This is a genomic window from Vibrio sp. 070316B (genome assembly GCF_013114115.1).
Classification (GTDB): Bacteria; Pseudomonadota; Gammaproteobacteria; order Enterobacterales; family Vibrionaceae; genus Vibrio; species Vibrio chagasii_B.
In genome coordinates, this window is sequence record NZ_VTYC01000045.1 from 1 (window position 1) to 18,401 (window position 18,401).

The following is an 18,401-nucleotide window of genomic DNA, read 5'->3' on the forward strand; positions in this document are numbered from 1 at the left end:
TCCTTAATCTATGGATACATCATAAGTTTGGTCTATCGGGTAAGTGAGAGGAAAGCCCTCCGCGAAGCGGCTTAGTTCAACAGCTATTAGACAGAAAAATTCTGCATTTAAATACAGAATTATTCTGTCTAGTTTCATATGCGTTGCACTCTAGCACAATTAATTTCATTATTTCAGTGACTTAAAACATAGATAAATACATCGAATGACAAAATACAGAATATTTCCATATAGTATGAACCTAGCAAAAAACCTCTCGTACTGTATGTACTCACAGCTCTTCTCGCCATATTGAAAGCACAAAAAAGCCTGCTATCTATGCGAACATAAATGGCAGGCTTTATACGTTAATTAAGCTTTTGAGTGGTTAGCTTACGCCGCTTCGAATGCTAAAGCTTTCTTTTCTACTTGGCGGAAAATCAGCGTTAATATGCCGTTTACTGCTAGGTAGAATGCACCAGCAATACCGAATACAGTCAGTGTGTCGTAGGTTTGACCGTTAATACGCTGAGCGTAGCCCATCAAATCCATAATGGTGATGGTGCTTGCTAGTGATGTGCCTTTGAAGACTAGAATCACTTCGTTTGAATAAGCAGGAACGGCGCGGCGTAGTGCGTATGGCAATAGCACTTTAAGCGTCGCAATTTTGTCCATACCTAGTGCACGACATGCTTCCCACTGCCCTGCAGGAATCGCGTTGAATGCACCTCTGAACAGTAGCGTGCTGTATGCCGCAGTGTTCAAAGCCAATGCTAACATTGCACAGAACCAAGGTTGGCTAAGCCATATCCACATGAAGCTTTCACGAATCCAATCGAACTGACCAGGGCCGTAATACACCAAGAAGATCTGAACCAGTAATGGTGTACCGGTGAACAAGGTGATGATGCCGCGTGTTACCCAGTGAATCGCAGGTAATCTTAGGATCAGTGTTACCGTCATCAGCAGCGACAAGATACAACCAACAAGCAGTGACGCGCCTGTGAGTTGAAGACTGGTCGCTAAACCTTCAAGCATTTGAGAGAGGTATTGTTGATTCATGCCATTGCCCCTTTGTTACCCAAACCTTGAATAGAGAACTTACCATCAATCACTTTTACTGCTCTTTGCGTGATCAATGTGATGATTAGGTAGATAGCTGCCGCCGTTGCGTACCAAGTAAATGCTTCGTGCGTTGCTGCTGATGTTAGTTGCGCTTGCTTCAGAAGATCGGTTACGCCAATCAGAGAAACCAATGCGGTATCTTTCAATAGAACCAACCACTGGTTCGTTAAGCCTGGTAATGCGTGTCTTACTGCTTGTGGCAAAACAATTCTGAAGAATGCGTGCGATTGTGGAATACCCAATGCACTCGCCGCTTCTCTCTGCCCTTTACTTACCGCTTTCAAAGCACCACGAATGGTTTGTGAAGCGTAAGAAGCGAAGATAAGTGACAACGCAACAACACCAGATAAGAACGGGCTTACTTCAATAAAATCACCAGTGATCATGAAGAGCACTTGCGTTGAACCAAAGTAGATAAACAAAACTACCAAGATTTCTGGTAGACCACGTACGATTGTCACGAACGCGGTTGTCGGCCATTTGATTGCAATGCGACGAGACATTTCACCGCCAGCAAACATTACCGCTAAAACTAATCCAACCAATAGGCTTACGAATGCAAGCTGAATAGTCATCCAGCTTGCCTCGACGAGCCCTAAAGAGTAACCCGTTAATTCCATAAATTACTTACCGAAGTACTTGTTGAAGATCTTGTCGTACTCGCCGTTTGCTTTAACTGCTGCAAGTGCTGTGTTCAGTTGTGCAACTAGCTCTGGGTTGCTCTTGTTTACTGCGATACCAAAACCATTACCAAAGTACTCTTGGTTTGTTACTTGGTCGCCAACGTACGTTAGGTTGTCTTCTTTCTTAAACCATTCAGCTACTACCGCTGTGTCACCGAATACAGAATCGATACGACCGTTTTTCATGTCGATGAATGCATCTTGGTAGCTTGAGTAAGGAACAGCTGTCACACCTGGCAGTTGCTCCAGAAGGTAACTTTGGTGAGTAGAACCGTTTTGAACACCGATACGCTTGCCTTCTAATGCTGCTTGGTCTGCTACTTTGCCTTCAATAGAGATGAATGCTGCAGAGTTGTCGTAGTAAGCGTCAGAGAAGTTTACCTGTTGAAGACGTGCTTCAGTGATGTCCATTGCAGAGATAGCCGCATCGTAACGTTTGAATTTAAGAGCTGGGATCAGGCTATCGAATGCTTGGTTGTGGAAAGTACACGTTGCTTTCATCTCTTCACAAAGTGCGTTTGCTAGATCAACGTCGAAGCCTTGGATTTGGTTGTTCTCATCCATGTATTCGAATGGTGCATAAGTCGCTTCCATTGCGAATTTGATTTCTTCTTGAGCTGCTGCATTGAAAGAAGCAAGACCGATAAGTGAAGCTAGTAGAATCTTTTTCATTTTGTTACTCCGAATACATTGTGATAGTGGCCTGTGGCCATTCTTATAATTTGATTGTTTTAATCGATGTTGTGTTTAGGTAAATCTAGTCAGTGACTTAGTGAGTCAAATACTCAGCAAACTCTGGAGTCTGCGGATTAATAAATGCGTCGCTAGTGCCGTGTTCCACGATGTAACCCTTCTCAAGGTAAAGAACGTGGCTCGCAATCTTCTTGGCGAAGTCAACTTCGTGAGTCACTACCACCTGAGTAATCCCGGTGCCGCTTAGCTCTTTGATGATGCTAACAACTTGGTTGGTGATCTCTGGGTCAAGAGCCGCTGTTGGTTCGTCAAATAGCAATACATCTGGCTTCATCATAAGAGCACGAGCAATGGCGACACGTTGTTGCTGGCCACCTGATAGTTGTAACGGCCAAGCGTCTGCTTTGTCTGCAAGCTGTAACGTTTTCAAAACCGTTTGCGCTTGTTTGATCGCTTCTTGCTTATCTAGGCCTGCAACCTTAGTTGGTGCTTCAATCAAGTTTTCCATTACCGTCATGTGTGGCCACAAGTTGTATTGTTGGAAAACCATGCCGACTTTACGACGAAGTTTCAGCCCCTGCTTCTCTTGGATCTGGCTAGAAAAATCGAATTGCTCATTCGCAATGTCTAGCTCACCGTTATCCGCAATTTCTAGCAGGTTCAAAACACGCAGTAGTGAACTCTTACCGGCGCCGCTTGGGCCAAGCAGGACCAAGGTTTCACCACTCTCACAGTTAAAACTGATGTCGTGAAGAACTTGGATATCGCCGTATGATTTATTGATGCTCTTTACTTGAATACTCATGCCAAAATACTGCATTAATTGTCATTTGTTGGTTATTCTATTTAAACTGAACTTTTATGCAAGAAAAATGTATAAAAAATTAATTTGTTGAATTTTTGTAACAAATATTGCACAAAAAACAGCCTCATTAACTGCTCCTACCTCTTTTTCATCCAAGCTATTGAAAACTCGGATATGACACCAAAAAGCAAACGTTTATATAAATCCAAACCCACTTAATCAGCGAAGGTAGTAGACTCTTAATTGAACCTATAAACCTGAATAAAAATCAGGGGTAACCACCCTATTATTACTCTGACAGGAGCGAATAAGTGTGCTTAATTTTTCTTTTGTTTAGCTTTCCACGTACGCATCGAATGCACACGAGTTATTGAAAATTGAGTTTCCTAGGAAGCGTGACGCTCCAATAAATGCTTTAATGGCATCTATTCTCAATAACTAGCACTTGCCAGCGAACAAGACGTATTACAAGTAACCAGTCATCTATTCTTAAAGCGACAAACACTAAGGCAATCATATGCAAAACGATGTCTCTTCTACGCTTGAGGCTACTCAGCGACAGACTCAACAGAATCCAGAATCAAAACCAGAGAAGAAAAGCCTCAGCATTTTGCTTGAGCTGATTAAATTTATTCAACCTTACAAAGGCCGCGTGATTGCAGCTCTGATCGCTTTGATCTTCACAGCGAGCTTAACCCTTTCAGTGGGACACGGTATTCGCCTTCTTATTGACCAAGGTTTTAGCCAACAATCGTTATCAGACTTAGGTAGCGCAATCCAATTCATCATGGTTGTGGTGGTATTGATCTCTATTGGTACCTTCTTCCGCTTCTATTTGGTGTCTTCTGTAGGCGAACGCGTGAGTGCAGATATCCGCCTATCCGTCTTCAATCACGTGGTAACACTCCATCCGAGCTACTTTGAAACCAATGGCAGTGGCGACATCATGTCGCGCATTACAACAGACACCACCCTGCTTCAGAGTATCATCGGCTCTTCGTTCTCGATGGCGATGCGCAGCGCGCTAATGTGCCTTGGTGCAATCATCATGTTGTTTGCCACCAACATTAAACTCACGCTTATCGTGCTGGCATCGGTGCCGTTTATCTTGATTCCAATTTTGGTTTACGGGCGTCGTGTAAGAGCGCTATCACGTAAAAGCCAAGATTCGATGTCAGACGTCGGCTCTTATGCGGGCGAAGCGATTGAGCACATCAAAACCGTGCAGAGCTACAGCCGAGAAGCTCAAGAGAAAGCATCATTCGCGCTTGAAGTAGAAAAGGCTTATGAAATTGGTCGTCAACGCGTAAAACAGCGCGCGATTCTTATCTCTGGCGTGATTGTTATCGTGTTCAGTGCGATTGCAGGCATGCTTTGGGTGGGTGGTACTGATGTTATCAACGGCACAATGTCCGCCGGCGATCTGGCTGCATTTGTCTTTTACGCGATTATGGTCGCTTCATCCCTAGGGACAATTTCTGAAGTGATGGGCGAATTGCAACGCGCAGCAGGTGCTACTGAGCGTTTAATTGAGATTCTGCAAGTGGAAAGCCACATCGTTGCCCCAGTCGAGAATCCAACATCGCTCGATAACTTAACGCCAGAAGTCGCTTTTGATAATGTGACCTTCTGTTACCCGTCTAGACCTGATCAACCAGCAACAAGCAACCTGTCGTTAACCGCGCACGAAGGTAAAGTATTGGCGTTAGTTGGCCCATCTGGTGCAGGTAAAACCACCCTATTTGAATTACTGCAACGTTTCTACGACCCTCAAATGGGTAAAGTGACGCTTGGTGGTGTGGAACTGAATCAGTTTGACCCGAATGAACTAAGAAAACAGATGGCGCTTGTTCCTCAACAGCCTGCTCTATTCAGTAACGATGTGTTCCATAACATTCGCTACGGCAACCCAGAAGCGACCGATGAACAAGTGATTGAAGCCGCGAAAAAAGCACACGCACATGAGTTTATTCAGAACCTACCCGATGGGTATCATAGCTTCCTCGGTGAGCGCGGTGTAAGGCTTTCCGGTGGTCAACGTCAGCGCATTGCGATTGCACGTGCCATCTTGAAAGATCCTAATATTCTGTTGTTAGATGAAGCGACAAGTGCTCTAGACAGTGAAAGTGAGCATCATGTTCAGCAAGCATTGGAAGAATTAATGCGCGGCAGAACAACGATCATCATCGCCCACCGTTTATCGACAATCAAACACGCAAACCAAATTGCAGTACTCGATCAAGGACAGCTTGTAGACATCGGCAACCACCAGTCGCTCATCAACAGCTGTGAACTTTACCAACGCCTGGTTGAACTCCAATTCAAACACCTGAGTGACGAACCTGCTAATAACTAACAGCCAAGTCTCTGACAACGTGTGATTTCTAGCTTCAAAAACTTAAATCACACGTGTTGCAGTTTTGTTAAATTAGCGGTAGGGTTTTTATTCCAATGAAGGATAAATAACAATAAGAGAGTTCGCATGGAAGCATTATTATCTGACTACCCGGTAGTAACAGAAATCCCAGTCGCTTGGGGAGAAATGGACGCACTCAATCACGTCAACAACGCTGTGTATTTTCGCTACTTTGAAACCGCTCGCTTAGATTTCTTTAAGCACGTAGAGCTAATGGAAGAGATGGCAATTACCAAAGTTGGCCCTGTTCTTGGCGACACTTATTGTAAATATTTCCGACCTGTCACCTACCCTGATACTTTGATGGTGGGTTCACGAGTCACCGATATTCAAGACGATCGGTTTACCATGGAATACGCGATCGTCAGTAAAGCGCAACAAAAGCTGACTACTGTTGGTACAGCGACTATCGTGATGTTCGACTTTGCATCGAACCAAAAAGCGCTGCTGTCACTGCGCCTAACCAGTGAAATTGAACGCATGAACACGCTTAAAAGCCCATGCTTCAAACAAGAAGCAGTAACGGAATAAACGATTCGTTAATTCAGACCGAATTAGAAACCTCAGATATAAAAAAAGCCACTCGTTTGAGTGGCTTTTTGTTTCTTGGTTCACTGTGCTGATAAGCAGTTAAGCCTTATAAACCTTGAACGTACTGAGCGTTAGTACGAATCTCGACAAGTTGCTCTAGGTGTTGCTGTGAGCCTTCAACGCCGTTGATTAAACCTTCGAAGTGCTTAATCAGCTCTACCTTGTCTTGAACTTCTTTTGAACCCGCGCCGATGTTGGTTAGGTCAATGAAGAATTCGTCAAACAGGCCAGAGAAATCCGTTACAGCGTCATGGTTTAGGAACTGCTCGTGGTTGTAAATGCTTGGGTAGCCACCCTTCTGCTTATCAACAGCGAACGAGATACCTTTCACGTTAGTAATCGTGGTAGCTTTCTCACACTTCAACATACAACCCGCTTCGATGCTTGGTTTGTTACAGCCTACTGTTCTTTGGAAGAAACATTGGCGGCTAGTCATCATCAAGATTGGGTGGTAAATGCTGTAGAACAGTTTGAAGTTCTCTGGGCGGCGAATATGACGAATCTGACCTTTGTTGATCTCGTTCGAAATGAACGCGCCCGCACAGTTTAGCTCTTCTTTAAGCGTCACTAGTGCGTGAGAGTTTGTCGTGTTCATGAATGGACCTGCAACCCACTCGATACCCATTTCGTAAGCCTTGTATGCGATACCCGTGTTATTAGTCACGATGCGAGCAGGCTTAACGACTTCCAGGATACGAACGGCTTCGTCGTAGTCCTTACCGATCAATACTGCAGGGAACCAAGGAATCAAACGTGGGTTTGCCGCTAAGATATCGATGTACTTGTTACAACGCTTTTTAAAACTTTCTGGTAGCTTGAAGTAAACGTCCGCATCCGTCACATCACATAGGTGCAGGTCTGCAACATCAGCGATAAGCATTGACATAGTCGGCTTTTCGTTCACTTTAGGATGCTGTGGCAGTGCTGGCACTTCAACGTGCTTAATCACTTCAACAGAGCCATTTAGAATGAAGTCGATCTCGTCTTTAAGGTCAGACACTTCTTTCAACGGAATCACTAGCCCAGAGTCCACTTCGCTGAAATCTTGGCTTTCTAGTGTGTGAACCGCACTCTTCACGTTTTTGAATCGCTTCTCAAGTAGCTCCTGAGTGATCGCTTTCTCTTCTGTTGCTGTAAGCAGCGATTTAGATTGCAGGGTGAAGTTCTCTTTTTCTGTCTTCACTGTCACCGTAAATGGCTGACCTGCTTTTGCGCTGAAAGACATAGCAACCGGCGTTTTACGGATATCAAGGAACTTAATCTTGTCACGCATTTCGTCACCAAGTACATCTTTCGCTTCATGCAGCTGTACTGTCGCTTCTTGAATCTGAACCACTGAGATTTCGTTGTTCTTCTCTTTCGCCTGCTCAACCGCATAGTTAATGCTGTTATCACGAGGGTTATCGATGAACATGTCTTTCGTTAAGTTGCCCTTAAGGAAAGAGTTCGTGAATTCACGGTTGAATACTTTGTGTAGGTTAGCATCGTCTTCAAGCAACAAACCCTCTTGTACAAAGCTATCGATCTGCTTACGCCACGTATCTACCACGGTGTAAACGTAGTGTGCGCCTTTAATACGACCTTCGACTTTAAGCGAGTCTACCTTTGCGTCTACCAGTTCTGGCAAATCGTAATAGGCAGAGTTGTCTTTTAGGTTCAGTGGAAAGCGGTTACCCGCATTGGTGATTTCATATTCATCACGACATGCTTGGCTACAACGACCGCGGTTACCTGAGTTCCCCACACTTACTGAGCTTGAGTAACATTGACCCGAAAACGCGATACACAGTGCGCCATGTACGAACACTTCTGTTAGTACATCATGGTCGTGTGCGACTTCAGTCAGCATTTTAATTTCAGGTAGGTTCAACTCACGAGATAAGTTAACGCGCGATGCACCAACCTTAGACAGGAACTTAATCTGACCTTCGTTGTGTGTGGTTAGCTGAGTTGAAGCGTGAACATCTAATGATGGGAAGTGCTTCTTCACTAGGTTAAACAAGCCCAAGTCTTGGACAATGATGCCGTCTACCTTGGTGTTCACCAGCTGGTTTAATAGCTTAGTAATGCTCTTCGTTTCGTGCTCCAGCAACACTACATTAAGCGTTAGAAAGATCTCACAACCGTATTCATGAGCAAGGCGGATTACCCCGTTCAACTCATCTAACGACAGGTTAGAAGCTCTGTTACGAGCGTTGAAGGTATCTAAACCGCAATAAACTGCATTTGCTCCGGCTACGATGGCTGCTTTAATCGCTTCTACATCGCCACCAGGGGCTAATAACTCAATTTTTCTGCTCATTTTTGAAGTCGCTCACTTACTTATAATTTTTAAGCCGCGTATTCTACCCACATCACGATCTGTTTACCACTGTACAACACTTTTCAAACTCAATGACCTCAACAATGCCTAATCCTTCAGCTTTACCTGTCCTGTACTCTCTCCGCCGCTGTCCTTACGCCATGCGCGGGAGAATGGGCATCGCTTTATCCAAACAACAAGTACTACTGAGAGAAATCGTCACCAAAGACAAGCCTAGTGAACTACTGGCCAGTTCGCCAAAAGGTACGGTTCCAGTATTAGTGTTATCCGATGGCAAAGTTATTGAGCAGAGCTTAGATGTGATGATGTGGGCGCTTCAGCAGAACGATCCTCAAGATCTTCTGCGTTCGAGTAACCCTTCACTCAGTGAACAAATCCACCAACTCATTCAACAAAACGACAATGAGTTTATTGGTCACTTAGAGAAATATCGCGCTTCTGTTCGCTATCGCAATGACGACATCGAGCAGCGTAGAAACTTATGTGAAACCTTTATTAGCGAGCTTGAGGCTAAGCTCGCCAACCATGACTATTTGTTTGGAGATTCCCCTAGCCTAGCCGACTTTGCTGTGATGCCATTCGTCAGTCAGTTTGTAAGAGTAGAAAAGAAATGGTTTGTGCAGTCTGAATACCAGAACGTTGGGCGTTGGTTACGGTCGCACCTTGAAAGTAAACTCTATACCCAAGTAATGAAACAGTACCCATTATGGAATGACACCAAGCAAGATTGTCTTTTTGGATAACAAAAAAACCGCTCATAACGAGCGGCTCTTTTACTTCATAAACTTTTACACGATGCGTCTGCACTCAAAGATTATTGAATCGCAATTGAAATCTCGACTTCAGTTTCGCCTTTGTACAGCTCAAAGTCGGTTGTGTACGCTCGAGTATGTGGACAATCTGTGGCGTTAAAATACGCCCATACTTCTCCCCACAGATCGATCACCGCTTGTGGCAACTCGCCTTGTGCAGAGAACGTTAGGTACTTACCCGCCTCGATATTGGTTTCAACTAGATCATCCATAGCGTTATCAGTAAGCGCATTGGTACAAGCAATCACATCAAAGTCACCCGTAAAATCTGACTCGTAGTTGGTGTATACGCCGTAAACCTTGGAGTCCGGAGTCAACTTTGGAAAAGCTTGTTCGAAAAAGCCTTGCCATAATTGCCCTATTTTTGCCTTAGCTGGGTCAACTTCATCGGTATTGTTGGTTCTTACCGAAAAACCATATGCCTTTACCGCTCCTAATATTTGTTCTTTCACTCTTCTATTTCCTAAGCCATTTTATTGCGTCAACTGTTAAGCCAACTCGATTCTAGTCTTGGATTTCTTTGTGTCCGCACTTTTGACAAACAACATGGCGAGAAAACTCATCCATAGAGGCGATAAAAGGCCCAAGAAGCCATCCTTTAATTACGCCTGCGATAAATTCATGCCGCTTTTGGTTTGGCTTGCCTGCAAATGCACTCTCCTTTCTAACCAAAACAACAACGTGTTGCGTACGATCACGACAAGATGTGCAGTAGCTTTGCTCTATTGAATTACTCATATGTCACCCTATGACGTTTTGAAAGATTTTTGCTTAAAATGAGGGTTGTCGACACACACTTCTAATTCAGTAATTCCCGTCAATACAACAAGTTGTTCTTGACCAGAGACACTTAGCTTAATGCATTCTTCTTTGTCTTGGTTACGCTGGGTATCTAATGCAACACCCTCGACCTGTTCGCCAGAACGTAAAGTGAGCTTAATTGGGTATCTGTGCATACACACAATTTCAATATAATCGTAATCACTGCAACTAATCATAATGCCTCCCATTCATCCATCACGCTAATGCGACATGCCATTCTATGCAAACTGTTTATAATCAATCATTTACTCACGTCACATTGAAACAGCATATACACAAGATGCTCATGGGTTTAATCATAGTCCCACTTTGGTTATTCACGTTTCTTCTACCCACACCCACTTATTCTTACGTTGTTAAATAACCATGAGAACAAGACAATGAAAACCACCAAACACATAGCCCTTTTCATTTTTTGTTTAATGGCGTCAATCATGTCATTCACCGCGAGTGCCGCGACAGCGAATGATGCGAGCCACTTCGCCAACGGCAAGACCAAATATCGACAGCTTTGCCAAGCGTGTCATGGTGACAAAGGTTTCGGTGATGGACCAACAGCCGCATCTCTGCCAAGCAAACCCGCCAATATTCCCAATAAGCTTGGCGAATTCTTTACGACAAAGAACTCCTTGGTTGATGACATTTTAGAAGGTGACATTGAAGAGGGAATGCCATCGTGGCAAGGAGTGATTACAAGACAAGATGCCATTGATATTCTTGATTATGTCGAAATGATCCAACGATAATTGCTAATCGATTCAACTTTTAAACGCTGAACTTACTTAATAACGTTCGTTTTATTGCGCTATCTATTCGTTTGATTACACTGAAGTTATTGGACAGTGAATAATACGGAACGTTATGAACTTAACACCCCTAGCCACAAGTGCTCTCGTGCTCGTATCTACAACAGCAGGTGCGGTGAGTTTTATCGACCAAATCGATGGTCACTTGGACATGGGTGAATACCTAGCTGAAAATGCCTATGGCTTTTTACCCGTCCCGATTTTGATCACAGAGCCAGCGGTTGGCTACGGTGGTGGTTTCACCGGTATCTTCCTTCATGAATCAGAAGAACAGAAAAACACACGTAAAGAGCTAGCAGAAAAATCGATTGATGGAGGCGCACAACTCTTAACACCAGCAATCACCGCAGTCGGTGGCTTTGCGACAGAAAACGGCACTTGGATGGCATTTATTGGTCACAAGCGAAGCTGGAAAGAGGATTCGATACGCTACCTTGGTGGTTTGGGTTATGGCGATATCAACATGACTTTCTACCGACAAAGTTCTCCCAATGCCCTTTCACCACTCGCTCCAAATGAAGGTATCGAGCTTGGCTTAAAAGGCATGGGAGGGATACAAAAGCTTCAATTTAGAATCCAAGACTCACCATGGTTAGTTGGCCTATCTCAACAGTTTTTTGCACCTAAATTGTCACTCAATAACCACCCCAAAGCACAAGAGATCCTAAACAATATTGGTAATACCTCACCAACTTCATCAGGTTTGGGCTTAATCGCTGAGTATGACAGTAAAAATAGCTTTCTAAATCCTACTCAAGGCTATAACTATGTCGCTGAGTATCTATGGTTTGGTGATGGACTTGGCAGTGATTACAACTACCAAACGTTCAATCTAGAGGGACTGAATTATTGGGAACTCAACAAAGAATGGAATCTCGCTTTGCGCGGACAATACAAATCCTTGTCGACTGATGAACGCTTTCTATCGCCTCAATACTATCCAGACATTCAGTTGAGGGGTATTGCAAGAAACCGTTATCAAGGAGAGCATACCTTTGCGGCAGAGGTGCAAGTAAGCAAACAATGGACGCCACGTTGGTCTACCGGTGTGTTTACTGGGATTGGTTATGCTGGCGACAGTGACAGCGATATGTTCGACCAAAGCTCACAGTCAGCGTATGGCGTTGGATTTCGTTATCTTATCGCAAGGCGTTATGGCCTGATTTCAGGGATTGATATTGCGTTCAGCGAAGAAGATACCGCACTCTACTTTCAAGTCGGAGCCGGTATCTAGCTAAATAACGATTCGATGTACCAAGCAGAAGATACTAGGCGAAGGTCTTCCAATACTGGTACAAGCCATCGATATCAGAAGAGCACATCAAGGACATCGCACCTTTGATCTGCTCTTCATTCCATTCCCACCACTTCATTTCTAGCAACTGCGCAATTTCAGTTTCACTAAAACGATAGCGGATATGACGAGCTGGGTTAGAACCAACAATTGAGTACGGCTCAACATCTTTGGTTACAACTGCGCGGCTAGCGATAATGGCCCCATCGCCAACCTTTACGCCACTCATGATCATCGCCTCTGTGCCTATCCAGACATCATTGCCAATCACAGTGTCGCCTGAGCGTTCAAAGCCGTCGATTGCCCCTTCAAATTTTTCATCTTCTTGGTAGAAAAATGGGAATGTACTCACCCACTGGTTTTGGTGACCTTGATTGCCTGCCATCATAAACACGGCACCAGAACCAATCGAGCAGTAGCTACCGATGATCAACTTGTCGATATCGTTTCTGTCAGGGAGCAGGTAGCGCGCACAATCATCAAAACTATGGTTGTGATAGTAGCCGGAATAGTAACTGTGCTCGCCCACGATGATATTTGGGTTGGTTACTTGTTCTTTAAGTGATTTACCCACGAATGGGCTTTCAAAATAGTTATTCATATTTGTACTCTTAGTTTCGTTCTTTTAGTTGGGTACTCTTTATTGCGCTATGATTCTAACTAATTTCTATTTTTGCGTAAAAGCCTTACTTTTCCTAACGCCCACCGGCAATATCAATAAATGACCCTGTCACATAAGAAGCTTCATCTGACAATAACCAAGCGATAGAGTTCGCGACCTCTTCTGGCGTGCCACCTCTTTGCAACGGAAGTTGTGAAGCCAACCTATCCACTCTTCCTGGCTCACCACCATCGGCGTGCATTTCAGTATAGATACAACCCGGCCTTACGCCATTGACACGGATGTTTCTTGACGCCAGTTCAAGGGACAAACCTTTAGTAAGGGAGTCCATTGCACCTTTCGAAGCTGCATAATCTACGTATTCGAATGGCGCTCCGGTACGTGAAGCCGCAGAGGATACATTCACAATCGAGCCAGCACCATCCGCTTGCTTGATAAAGGCTTTACTGCAGAGGAAACAGCTCGACACATTTGACTTCATTACCTTTTCAAAGCGATCAAGCTCAATATCTTCTAATGCAGATTGAGTGAATAAGATGCCCGCATTGTTCACCAAGTGAGTCACAGGCCCGAGTTTATTGCGTGCAATTTCAAACAAGGATTTAACGTCTGATTCAACCGATACATCAGCACGCACACTGATAGCAGTGCCGCCTTGTTCTCTAATTTCGTTAACTAGCGCTTCAGCTCTTGATTCATTTTGGATGAAATTGACACAAACCGCATAGCCTTGTTTTGCTAATAACTTAGACGTTGCAGCACCTATACCTCGGCTTCCTCCAGTAACGATTACGACCTTGTTCATGAACTCTCCTAACTTGCTGACTTTCAATTTATCTGATTGTTTTTATTCACGTACGCTACTGTGCGCTCGTGTTGTGGCATTTGAGGTTATTGATTGAGTGATTCAGGGCTGACTAACTGAACCCATTGCGAACGCCACTCTTGTGGGGCAAAGCCATCCGGCCAAAACTCAGTTTGCTTTTTGATCAAGCCATCAACCACGGTATGGAAGGTAATCACACGGTCATTAAGAACACTGTCAGTCACCGACACATCAGTAACGACTGTATCGCCCTCACACACAATCGAGTTAAGTGTGAACTTCCAAAGTCCATTTGCTGGATATTCAGAGTTGATTGCTGTGAAGTTATCACGCCCTACCGTCAATTCAGACGACTGAGGCCAATAACCTTGGAAATCCTCCGCCAACCATTCGCTCGCTTTTGCAAAATCGTTAGTACGCATGGCTTCCCAAAAACCTAATACCACTTCTTTCGGTGTCATTGTTCTTCCTTAAATTTATCGAATTACTTGGTACTTGTTGATTACGCATATTTGCCAATGATCGCCAAAAGATCATCAACATTACTAGCGATGTAATCGGGTTTAGTCTGCCACTTTTCTGGTTCAGAACGGCTGTAACCCGCGGCAACAGCAACCACCTTAGCTCTCCCACCAAGTGCAGCCTCGATATTGCGTGCAAAATGAGTATCCGCTTCATGGTCACCGATATACATTAAACAAAGCTCGTCGCTTTGACCTTCACCAAAAATATTTTCAACGCACTTAATACCACCAAATGGATGTGGCTTTTGGTTGCCATTTGATACGTCATCATAACCAACAACCGCTTTAAACAACTCACCAATACCATAGCTATCGAGTACACCGCGAATATTCAATTGAGAATTTTGAGAACAGATGCCATGAGGAAGATTTGCAAACCGGTTTATCACCGCTTCCATACCCTCAAACAACTCGACTGGCGTTTGGTTCTTCTCTTGATGTTCTGCCCACATCCCACCAGCAACCAACATTTCATCATGAGACATTCCGTAGTAGTCGACATATAAAGCTTGCCAGTTTTTAGCGCCGTGATTTGCTTCGTGATAAAGCACCTCGCTCGTTAAGTACTTTGGCAAGTTTTCTCCAGAGAGGTGCGGTGCAACCACAGAGATAATGTCCTTCGTTATGGCGATATTCTTTGGCACCGAATTGACTAAGGTTCCATCATAGTCCCACAAGATAGCATCTAGCTTCATTGTTTATCTCTTTGTTTAGATTAGATATTTGAATTTACCACTCCTATGGCTGCAGAGTGAAATATAAATATCTCTAACTTCAAACCTAATCCACACAAAAGCAAAAATTTAACGGATCACATTAGGTATTTCTGTGTAAGGACAAGCCTATAAGCCTTTGATTAGATCATTGCTTTATCAATTGGAATATATGCGTATAATCCCCCGCTCCATGCGCCATCAACATGAATATGAGCGCAATTACACTATTTCTGAATGAGTACCCCATGTCGAAACTATTTTTCAAAGGCCGTATCGAAACAAGACAAAACCACGTTCTTGCAGGCTATAACGTAAACCGCGATGTAAAAGCGGGTACTGAAGAATCTCCAATCTCTGCAATGGTTCAAACTGAAGCTCGTAAAGCAGAAGTTGAAGCACTGGCTGCTGAGCACGCTATCTTCGTTAACGTAACAGTAGACGCAGAGAAAGAAGAGAACACGATTGAGCTTGATACTGTACTAAACAAGCCAAAAACAATGACGTTCGAAAAAACGCCTAACCGTAACGATCCATGTTCTTGTGGTAGCGGTAAGAAATATAAGAAGTGCTGCGCTTAATACTTCTGAATTGAATTACCAATAGCAAAACGAAATACAACGGGAAGATCGCTGAGATCTTCCCGTTTTTATTTACCCAAACCCTTCATCAATCTAGATGGTCCGGCGTCTCTAGGTAGGTACCGCATCGAGTACATTTGTAGTCTCCCGTTGCACCATTGGAAATAAACCCGGACAAGATTTGCATCAGCAAGCCTGGTTTCTTCTCATCTTGTGGCGCTTTTTGCGCTTGGCTACTGAACAAGGTGTATTTGTGCAATGTTAGCGCTTTGCAATTACAACAAAATGCTCGCGTTTGTTCACTTCCATACATCGTATCTACAATCCTATTGATAACAGAGACTTAAGAGATACGAATATGACATAGCTTCAGTTAATCTCAAGATATTTTATAGAATCAAAGATGCATATAACAAATATGGCGACCATGAAAAATCGCTCAGCCAGTTACTTGTTTACGCACAAAGCTGTTTAACTCGATCACATTTCTGATGAGGTGAACCTTTTGCTCTTTCGCACGTAGCTCTAAGCGCGACCTAATCAAGATTTCGTTTTAGCAACCGTCGCCTCAGATAACTTACTAAGCACACCTGAAATCTTCTTAATCACCTCGTCACAGCCATTTATCGCGTGACGCTCTACCAAGTAATTAGGATCGTTGTAAGACAACCATACTTTCTTATTAGAATCCTCCGTGACTAACACCTTCTGCGGTAAATCTATCGCGACTTCTTGAGCGCATTGCATTAACGATGTCCCTACTTTCGGGTTACCAAAGATGATGACTTCAGTTGGTCTCAATTCAAGATCGACCGTACTCGCGTTTTTCTGATGGTCGATTCTCGCAAACAAGGTTAAACCTTTGCTTTTGGCTATTTCTTCAAAACGGTCTGCCGTCTCTTTCACTGAGTAATTACTTTGGTACTTTATCAAACCGTCGGAAGCGGCAACTGAAAAGGATGCAGAAAGTAGAATGGCGCATAGTGGTAGTAATTTTTTCATCGTCACCTCTGAGATTTAACCTAATCAAACTTACATTCATAGCGCCATCTAACGTCGTGGCGTAACCTAACTCAGTATAGACAGGTTTATAAACTCAGTTTGCCGAGAGGATCACCTTTCCAATGCATCCTATTATCAGTGTTAATACATGTACCCTAACCAATCGACTTTCCCTGATGGCCAACTGACACCGCTGATCGATTTGACATACAGCTCGTCAACTTCCTCGACAGCGATGCCATAACTTAGATGCTCATTGAGCCTTAGCCAAGAATGGTCGGCAACGACTCGGTTGTAACCGTGCGATGAATAAAAACTGTGTAACTCGGAGATTAAGATAATGAAATCAACATCCCTCTCCTTTGCATAAGCATCAAGTTCAGAAAGCATTGTTGAACCAAGACCTTTACCTCGAACGTCCTCGGCGATACAAAAATCAATAACACCTAGAACTTTAAAAGCATGACCGCCAACGTTGATCATTCGATAATCAAGGCCAAGATAACCAACCAACTGTCCTTCATGGTGTTGCAGAGCGCGCATATGAGGGAGTTGTTTGTAGTATGAGCGTTGAACCTGATGCTCTGGGAATGCACTATTCCTGAGTGTCGTAATCGCTTGATGCTGCTCTTTACTTACTTCAATTTCAGATATGACTTCCATGCACTTCCTTGCTCCAAATGGATTCTCGAAACACTATGAGACTAGAAGTTAGTAACCCAAGGTCCCTGCAGCTCAAAGGTCTGATTATCAAAGTCGATACTCCCTTGAACGCCAAGTGGCGTGACTAACATTGGATGAGTGTGGCAGCTATCAAATCCATACAATATCGGCACGTTTTTACCGTTTAACACTTCAAGAAGCACATCGAGTGGTGTTCGTCCGGTCCCTTTATTGTCGAATAACTCATGCTTACCTAAGATGATAGCGCCCACCTTATCAAACACCCCGCAAGCCAACAGGTGCGCAAAAGAGCGCTCTACGGTCTCAATACCCTTCAACGAGTCCTCGATAAGGAGAATATCGTCATCGAGAATTTCGGGCATATATTGGCTACCCCAAATCCCAGCCATCGTACTCAAGTTACCACCAATCACTCGGCCACTGACTTTTCCTTTGCCGATAAACTTCCATTCATTGTTGTAGACTGGCTTCGCGGAGTTCTGAGTTTCCCAGTCGTGTTTAATATCCGTCCATACCTGGGGAATGGTGTATTGATGTTGACTTGTACTCTCGCACAACAACTCACTGAATGATTGGAACGTTTGATCAACCAGCGGCGGAAACTCACCAAATGAGGCAACAAGTGCCGGGCCATAAAATGTGACTAAGCCAGTTTGAGCATGAATCGCCAATAGCAATGCGGTTACGTCGGAGTAACCTATGATGATCTTTGGATCGTTTTTGAGTGCCTCATAGTCAATATACGGTAATAACGAGTTGCTATTATTGCCACCGATTGTAGACATAATGCAGCGCACTTCAGGATCTCGAATGAGTTGGTTTAGCTCTTCGGCTCTTGCTTGAATAGAGCCAGAACGGTAGCCATCAGACTTCCCCGTCAATGAGCCTTCAACCAAGATGAAACCTTTTGATTCCAAGTAGTTTTTAGCGCGAGCAAACCGATTGGGAGCGAACACTGTCGCAGGGGAAGACGGTGAGAAAAAACCAATTTTGTCACCGATGTTTAAAGCCTTTGGGTAAATCACTTCCTTTGTCCTCCATAACAAAAAGGAAACTGCAGAATGAGCCTTTTTAGCTGAAGTTTTAGAGGCTAAAAATTA

Annotated in this window: 22 protein-coding genes; 6 read left to right on the plus strand and 16 right to left on the minus strand. The window is 43.9% G+C overall.

Annotated features, from left to right (window positions below; genetic code table 11):
- Window positions 1-372: 372 nt before the first annotated feature.
- The 4 genes from artM to artP all read right to left on the minus strand — a co-directional run bounded on the left by artM (window position 373) and on the right by artP (window position 3,285).
- Complete coding sequence (artM, locus tag F0251_RS22640; protein ID WP_171731872.1) at window positions 373-1,041, minus strand: arginine ABC transporter permease ArtM; 669 nt, start codon at window positions 1,039-1,041, stop codon at window positions 373-375.
- The gene (gene artQ, locus F0251_RS22645; RefSeq protein ID WP_171731873.1) at window positions 1,038-1,724 is read right to left on the minus strand and encodes an arginine ABC transporter permease ArtQ; all 687 of its coding nucleotides are present in this window, start codon (window positions 1,722-1,724) and stop codon (window positions 1,038-1,040) included. Before artQ ends, artM begins: the two co-directional genes overlap by 4 nt.
- A gap of 3 nt (window positions 1,725-1,727) precedes the next feature.
- Window positions 1,728-2,459 (minus strand): arginine ABC transporter substrate-binding protein, encoded by a 732-nt coding sequence (locus F0251_RS22650; RefSeq protein ID WP_102424729.1) that lies wholly within the window; start codon window positions 2,457-2,459, stop codon window positions 1,728-1,730.
- Window positions 2,460-2,556: 97 nt separating this feature from the next.
- Window positions 2,557-3,285, minus strand: a complete 729-nt coding sequence (gene artP, locus F0251_RS22655; RefSeq protein WP_116870621.1) for an arginine ABC transporter ATP-binding protein ArtP — start codon at window positions 3,283-3,285, stop codon at window positions 2,557-2,559.
- Window positions 3,286-3,802: 517 nt separating this feature from the next.
- Between artP and F0251_RS22660 the strand changes: the two genes are divergently transcribed.
- Together F0251_RS22660 and F0251_RS22665 are read left to right on the plus strand one after the other, a co-directional pair.
- Window positions 3,803-5,641 (plus strand): ABC transporter ATP-binding protein/permease, encoded by a 1,839-nt coding sequence (locus F0251_RS22660; protein WP_171731875.1) that lies wholly within the window; start codon window positions 3,803-3,805, stop codon window positions 5,639-5,641.
- A gap of 126 nt (window positions 5,642-5,767) precedes the next feature.
- Entirely contained in the window at window positions 5,768-6,232 is a 465-nt protein-coding gene (locus F0251_RS22665; RefSeq protein WP_008217785.1) for a thioesterase family protein, read from the plus strand.
- 106 nt (window positions 6,233-6,338) lie between these two features.
- Here F0251_RS22665 and F0251_RS22670 read toward each other — a convergent pair whose 3' ends face one another.
- Window positions 6,339-8,594 carry a peptidase U32 family protein gene (locus F0251_RS22670; RefSeq protein ID WP_105057123.1) on the minus strand — a complete coding sequence of 752 codons (2,256 nt, stop codon included), beginning with the start codon at window positions 8,592-8,594 and terminating at the stop codon, window positions 6,339-6,341.
- A 104-nt stretch (window positions 8,595-8,698) separates the two neighbouring features.
- On the opposite strand from F0251_RS22670, the gene F0251_RS22675 reads away from it, so the two are divergent.
- A complete protein-coding gene (locus F0251_RS22675; protein WP_105057122.1) occupies window positions 8,699-9,358 on the plus strand; it encodes a glutathione S-transferase in 660 nt (219 codons plus the stop codon).
- 71 nt (window positions 9,359-9,429) lie between these two features.
- On the opposite strand, the gene F0251_RS22680 is transcribed toward F0251_RS22675, so the two are convergent.
- The 3 genes from F0251_RS22680 to F0251_RS22690 are packed head-to-tail and all read right to left on the minus strand — an operon-like array spanning window position 9,430 to window position 10,425.
- Window positions 9,430-9,879: a GyrI-like domain-containing protein gene (locus F0251_RS22680; RefSeq protein WP_061031355.1), complete on the minus strand. Its 450-nt coding sequence runs from the start codon at window positions 9,877-9,879 to the stop codon at window positions 9,430-9,432.
- A 52-nt stretch (window positions 9,880-9,931) separates the two neighbouring features.
- Entirely contained in the window at window positions 9,932-10,165 is a 234-nt protein-coding gene (locus F0251_RS22685; RefSeq protein ID WP_105057121.1) for a hypothetical protein, read from the minus strand.
- 8 nt (window positions 10,166-10,173) lie between these two features.
- Window positions 10,174-10,425 (minus strand): Rho-binding antiterminator, encoded by a 252-nt coding sequence (locus F0251_RS22690; protein ID WP_105024956.1) that lies wholly within the window; start codon window positions 10,423-10,425, stop codon window positions 10,174-10,176.
- Window positions 10,426-10,629: 204 nt separating this feature from the next.
- On the opposite strand from F0251_RS22690, the gene F0251_RS22695 reads away from it, so the two are divergent.
- A complete protein-coding gene (locus F0251_RS22695) occupies window positions 10,630-10,995 on the plus strand; it encodes a cytochrome c (RefSeq protein ID WP_061031358.1) in 366 nt (121 codons plus the stop codon).
- 115 nt (window positions 10,996-11,110) lie between these two features.
- Complete coding sequence (locus F0251_RS22700; protein WP_105057120.1) at window positions 11,111-12,289, plus strand: BamA/TamA family outer membrane protein; 1,179 nt, start codon at window positions 11,111-11,113, stop codon at window positions 12,287-12,289.
- 34 nt (window positions 12,290-12,323) lie between these two features.
- Here the strand turns inward: F0251_RS22700 and catB are convergent, their stop codons facing one another.
- The 4 genes from catB to F0251_RS22720 all read right to left on the minus strand — a co-directional run bounded on the left by catB (window position 12,324) and on the right by F0251_RS22720 (window position 15,016).
- Entirely contained in the window at window positions 12,324-12,950 is a 627-nt protein-coding gene (gene catB / locus F0251_RS22705; protein ID WP_061031360.1) for a type B chloramphenicol O-acetyltransferase, read from the minus strand.
- Window positions 12,951-13,044: 94 nt separating this feature from the next.
- Window positions 13,045-13,776: a glucose 1-dehydrogenase gene (locus F0251_RS22710; RefSeq protein ID WP_105057119.1), complete on the minus strand. Its 732-nt coding sequence runs from the start codon at window positions 13,774-13,776 to the stop codon at window positions 13,045-13,047.
- An 86-nt stretch (window positions 13,777-13,862) separates the two neighbouring features.
- Window positions 13,863-14,258 (minus strand): nuclear transport factor 2 family protein, encoded by a 396-nt coding sequence (locus tag F0251_RS22715; protein WP_171731876.1) that lies wholly within the window; start codon window positions 14,256-14,258, stop codon window positions 13,863-13,865.
- A 41-nt stretch (window positions 14,259-14,299) separates the two neighbouring features.
- Window positions 14,300-15,016, minus strand: a complete 717-nt coding sequence (locus F0251_RS22720; protein WP_061031363.1) for an HAD family hydrolase — start codon at window positions 15,014-15,016, stop codon at window positions 14,300-14,302.
- Between the two features lie 266 nt (window positions 15,017-15,282).
- Between F0251_RS22720 and F0251_RS22725 the strand changes: the two genes are divergently transcribed.
- Entirely contained in the window at window positions 15,283-15,615 is a 333-nt protein-coding gene (locus F0251_RS22725) for a PBPRA1643 family SWIM/SEC-C metal-binding motif protein (protein ID WP_171731877.1), read from the plus strand.
- Window positions 15,616-15,703: 88 nt separating this feature from the next.
- Here the strand turns inward: F0251_RS22725 and F0251_RS22730 are convergent, their stop codons facing one another.
- The 4 genes from F0251_RS22730 to F0251_RS22745 all read right to left on the minus strand — a co-directional run bounded on the left by F0251_RS22730 (window position 15,704) and on the right by F0251_RS22745 (window position 18,326).
- Entirely contained in the window at window positions 15,704-15,928 is a 225-nt protein-coding gene (locus tag F0251_RS22730; RefSeq protein ID WP_105057115.1) for a hypothetical protein, read from the minus strand.
- A gap of 227 nt (window positions 15,929-16,155) precedes the next feature.
- Window positions 16,156-16,617, minus strand: a complete 462-nt coding sequence (locus F0251_RS22735; protein WP_171731878.1) for a DUF302 domain-containing protein — start codon at window positions 16,615-16,617, stop codon at window positions 16,156-16,158.
- A 141-nt stretch (window positions 16,618-16,758) separates the two neighbouring features.
- Entirely contained in the window at window positions 16,759-17,280 is a 522-nt protein-coding gene (locus F0251_RS22740) for a GNAT family N-acetyltransferase (protein WP_116870523.1), read from the minus strand.
- 41 nt (window positions 17,281-17,321) lie between these two features.
- On the minus strand, window positions 17,322-18,326 hold the full coding sequence (locus F0251_RS22745) for a S66 peptidase family protein (RefSeq protein ID WP_116870522.1): 1,005 nt from the start codon (window positions 18,324-18,326) through the stop codon (window positions 17,322-17,324).
- Window positions 18,327-18,401 lie beyond the last annotated feature (75 nt).

What these genes read in the sequence shown, in the direction of transcription:
- F0251_RS22690 (WP_105024956.1), bottom strand. Translation starts at nt 10,425, where the DNA reads ATGATTAGTTGCAGTGATTACGATTATATTGAAATTGTGTGTATGCAC.
- F0251_RS22665 (WP_008217785.1), top strand. Translation starts at nt 5,768, where the DNA reads ATGGAAGCATTATTATCTGACTACCCGGTAGTAACAGAAATCCCAGTC.
- F0251_RS22740 (WP_116870523.1), bottom strand. Translation starts at nt 17,280, where the DNA reads ATGGAAGTCATATCTGAAATTGAAGTAAGTAAAGAGCAGCATCAAGCG.
- F0251_RS22695 (WP_061031358.1), top strand. Translation starts at nt 10,630, where the DNA reads ATGAAAACCACCAAACACATAGCCCTTTTCATTTTTTGTTTAATGGCG.
- F0251_RS22650 (WP_102424729.1), bottom strand. Translation starts at nt 2,459, where the DNA reads ATGAAAAAGATTCTACTAGCTTCACTTATCGGTCTTGCTTCTTTCAAT.
- F0251_RS22715 (WP_171731876.1), bottom strand. Translation starts at nt 14,258, where the DNA reads ATGACACCGAAAGAAGTGGTATTAGGTTTTTGGGAAGCCATGCGTACT.
- F0251_RS22720 (WP_061031363.1), bottom strand. Translation starts at nt 15,016, where the DNA reads ATGAAGCTAGATGCTATCTTGTGGGACTATGATGGAACCTTAGTCAAT.
- F0251_RS22700 (WP_105057120.1), top strand. Translation starts at nt 11,111, where the DNA reads ATGAACTTAACACCCCTAGCCACAAGTGCTCTCGTGCTCGTATCTACA.
- F0251_RS22675 (WP_105057122.1), top strand. Translation starts at nt 8,699, where the DNA reads ATGCCTAATCCTTCAGCTTTACCTGTCCTGTACTCTCTCCGCCGCTGT.
- F0251_RS22685 (WP_105057121.1), bottom strand. Translation starts at nt 10,165, where the DNA reads ATGAGTAATTCAATAGAGCAAAGCTACTGCACATCTTGTCGTGATCGT.
- F0251_RS22660 (WP_171731875.1), top strand. Translation starts at nt 3,803, where the DNA reads ATGCAAAACGATGTCTCTTCTACGCTTGAGGCTACTCAGCGACAGACT.
- F0251_RS22710 (WP_105057119.1), bottom strand. Translation starts at nt 13,776, where the DNA reads ATGAACAAGGTCGTAATCGTTACTGGAGGAAGCCGAGGTATAGGTGCT.
- artM (WP_171731872.1), bottom strand. Translation starts at nt 1,041, where the DNA reads ATGAATCAACAATACCTCTCTCAAATGCTTGAAGGTTTAGCGACCAGT.
- catB (WP_061031360.1), bottom strand. Translation starts at nt 12,950, where the DNA reads ATGAATAACTATTTTGAAAGCCCATTCGTGGGTAAATCACTTAAAGAA.
- artQ (WP_171731873.1), bottom strand. Translation starts at nt 1,724, where the DNA reads ATGGAATTAACGGGTTACTCTTTAGGGCTCGTCGAGGCAAGCTGGATG.
- F0251_RS22670 (WP_105057123.1), bottom strand. Translation starts at nt 8,594, where the DNA reads ATGAGCAGAAAAATTGAGTTATTAGCCCCTGGTGGCGATGTAGAAGCG.
- F0251_RS22735 (WP_171731878.1), bottom strand. Translation starts at nt 16,617, where the DNA reads ATGAAAAAATTACTACCACTATGCGCCATTCTACTTTCTGCATCCTTT.
- F0251_RS22730 (WP_105057115.1), bottom strand. Translation starts at nt 15,928, where the DNA reads ATGTATGGAAGTGAACAAACGCGAGCATTTTGTTGTAATTGCAAAGCG.
- F0251_RS22725 (WP_171731877.1), top strand. Translation starts at nt 15,283, where the DNA reads ATGTCGAAACTATTTTTCAAAGGCCGTATCGAAACAAGACAAAACCAC.
- artP (WP_116870621.1), bottom strand. Translation starts at nt 3,285, where the DNA reads ATGAGTATTCAAGTAAAGAGCATCAATAAATCATACGGCGATATCCAA.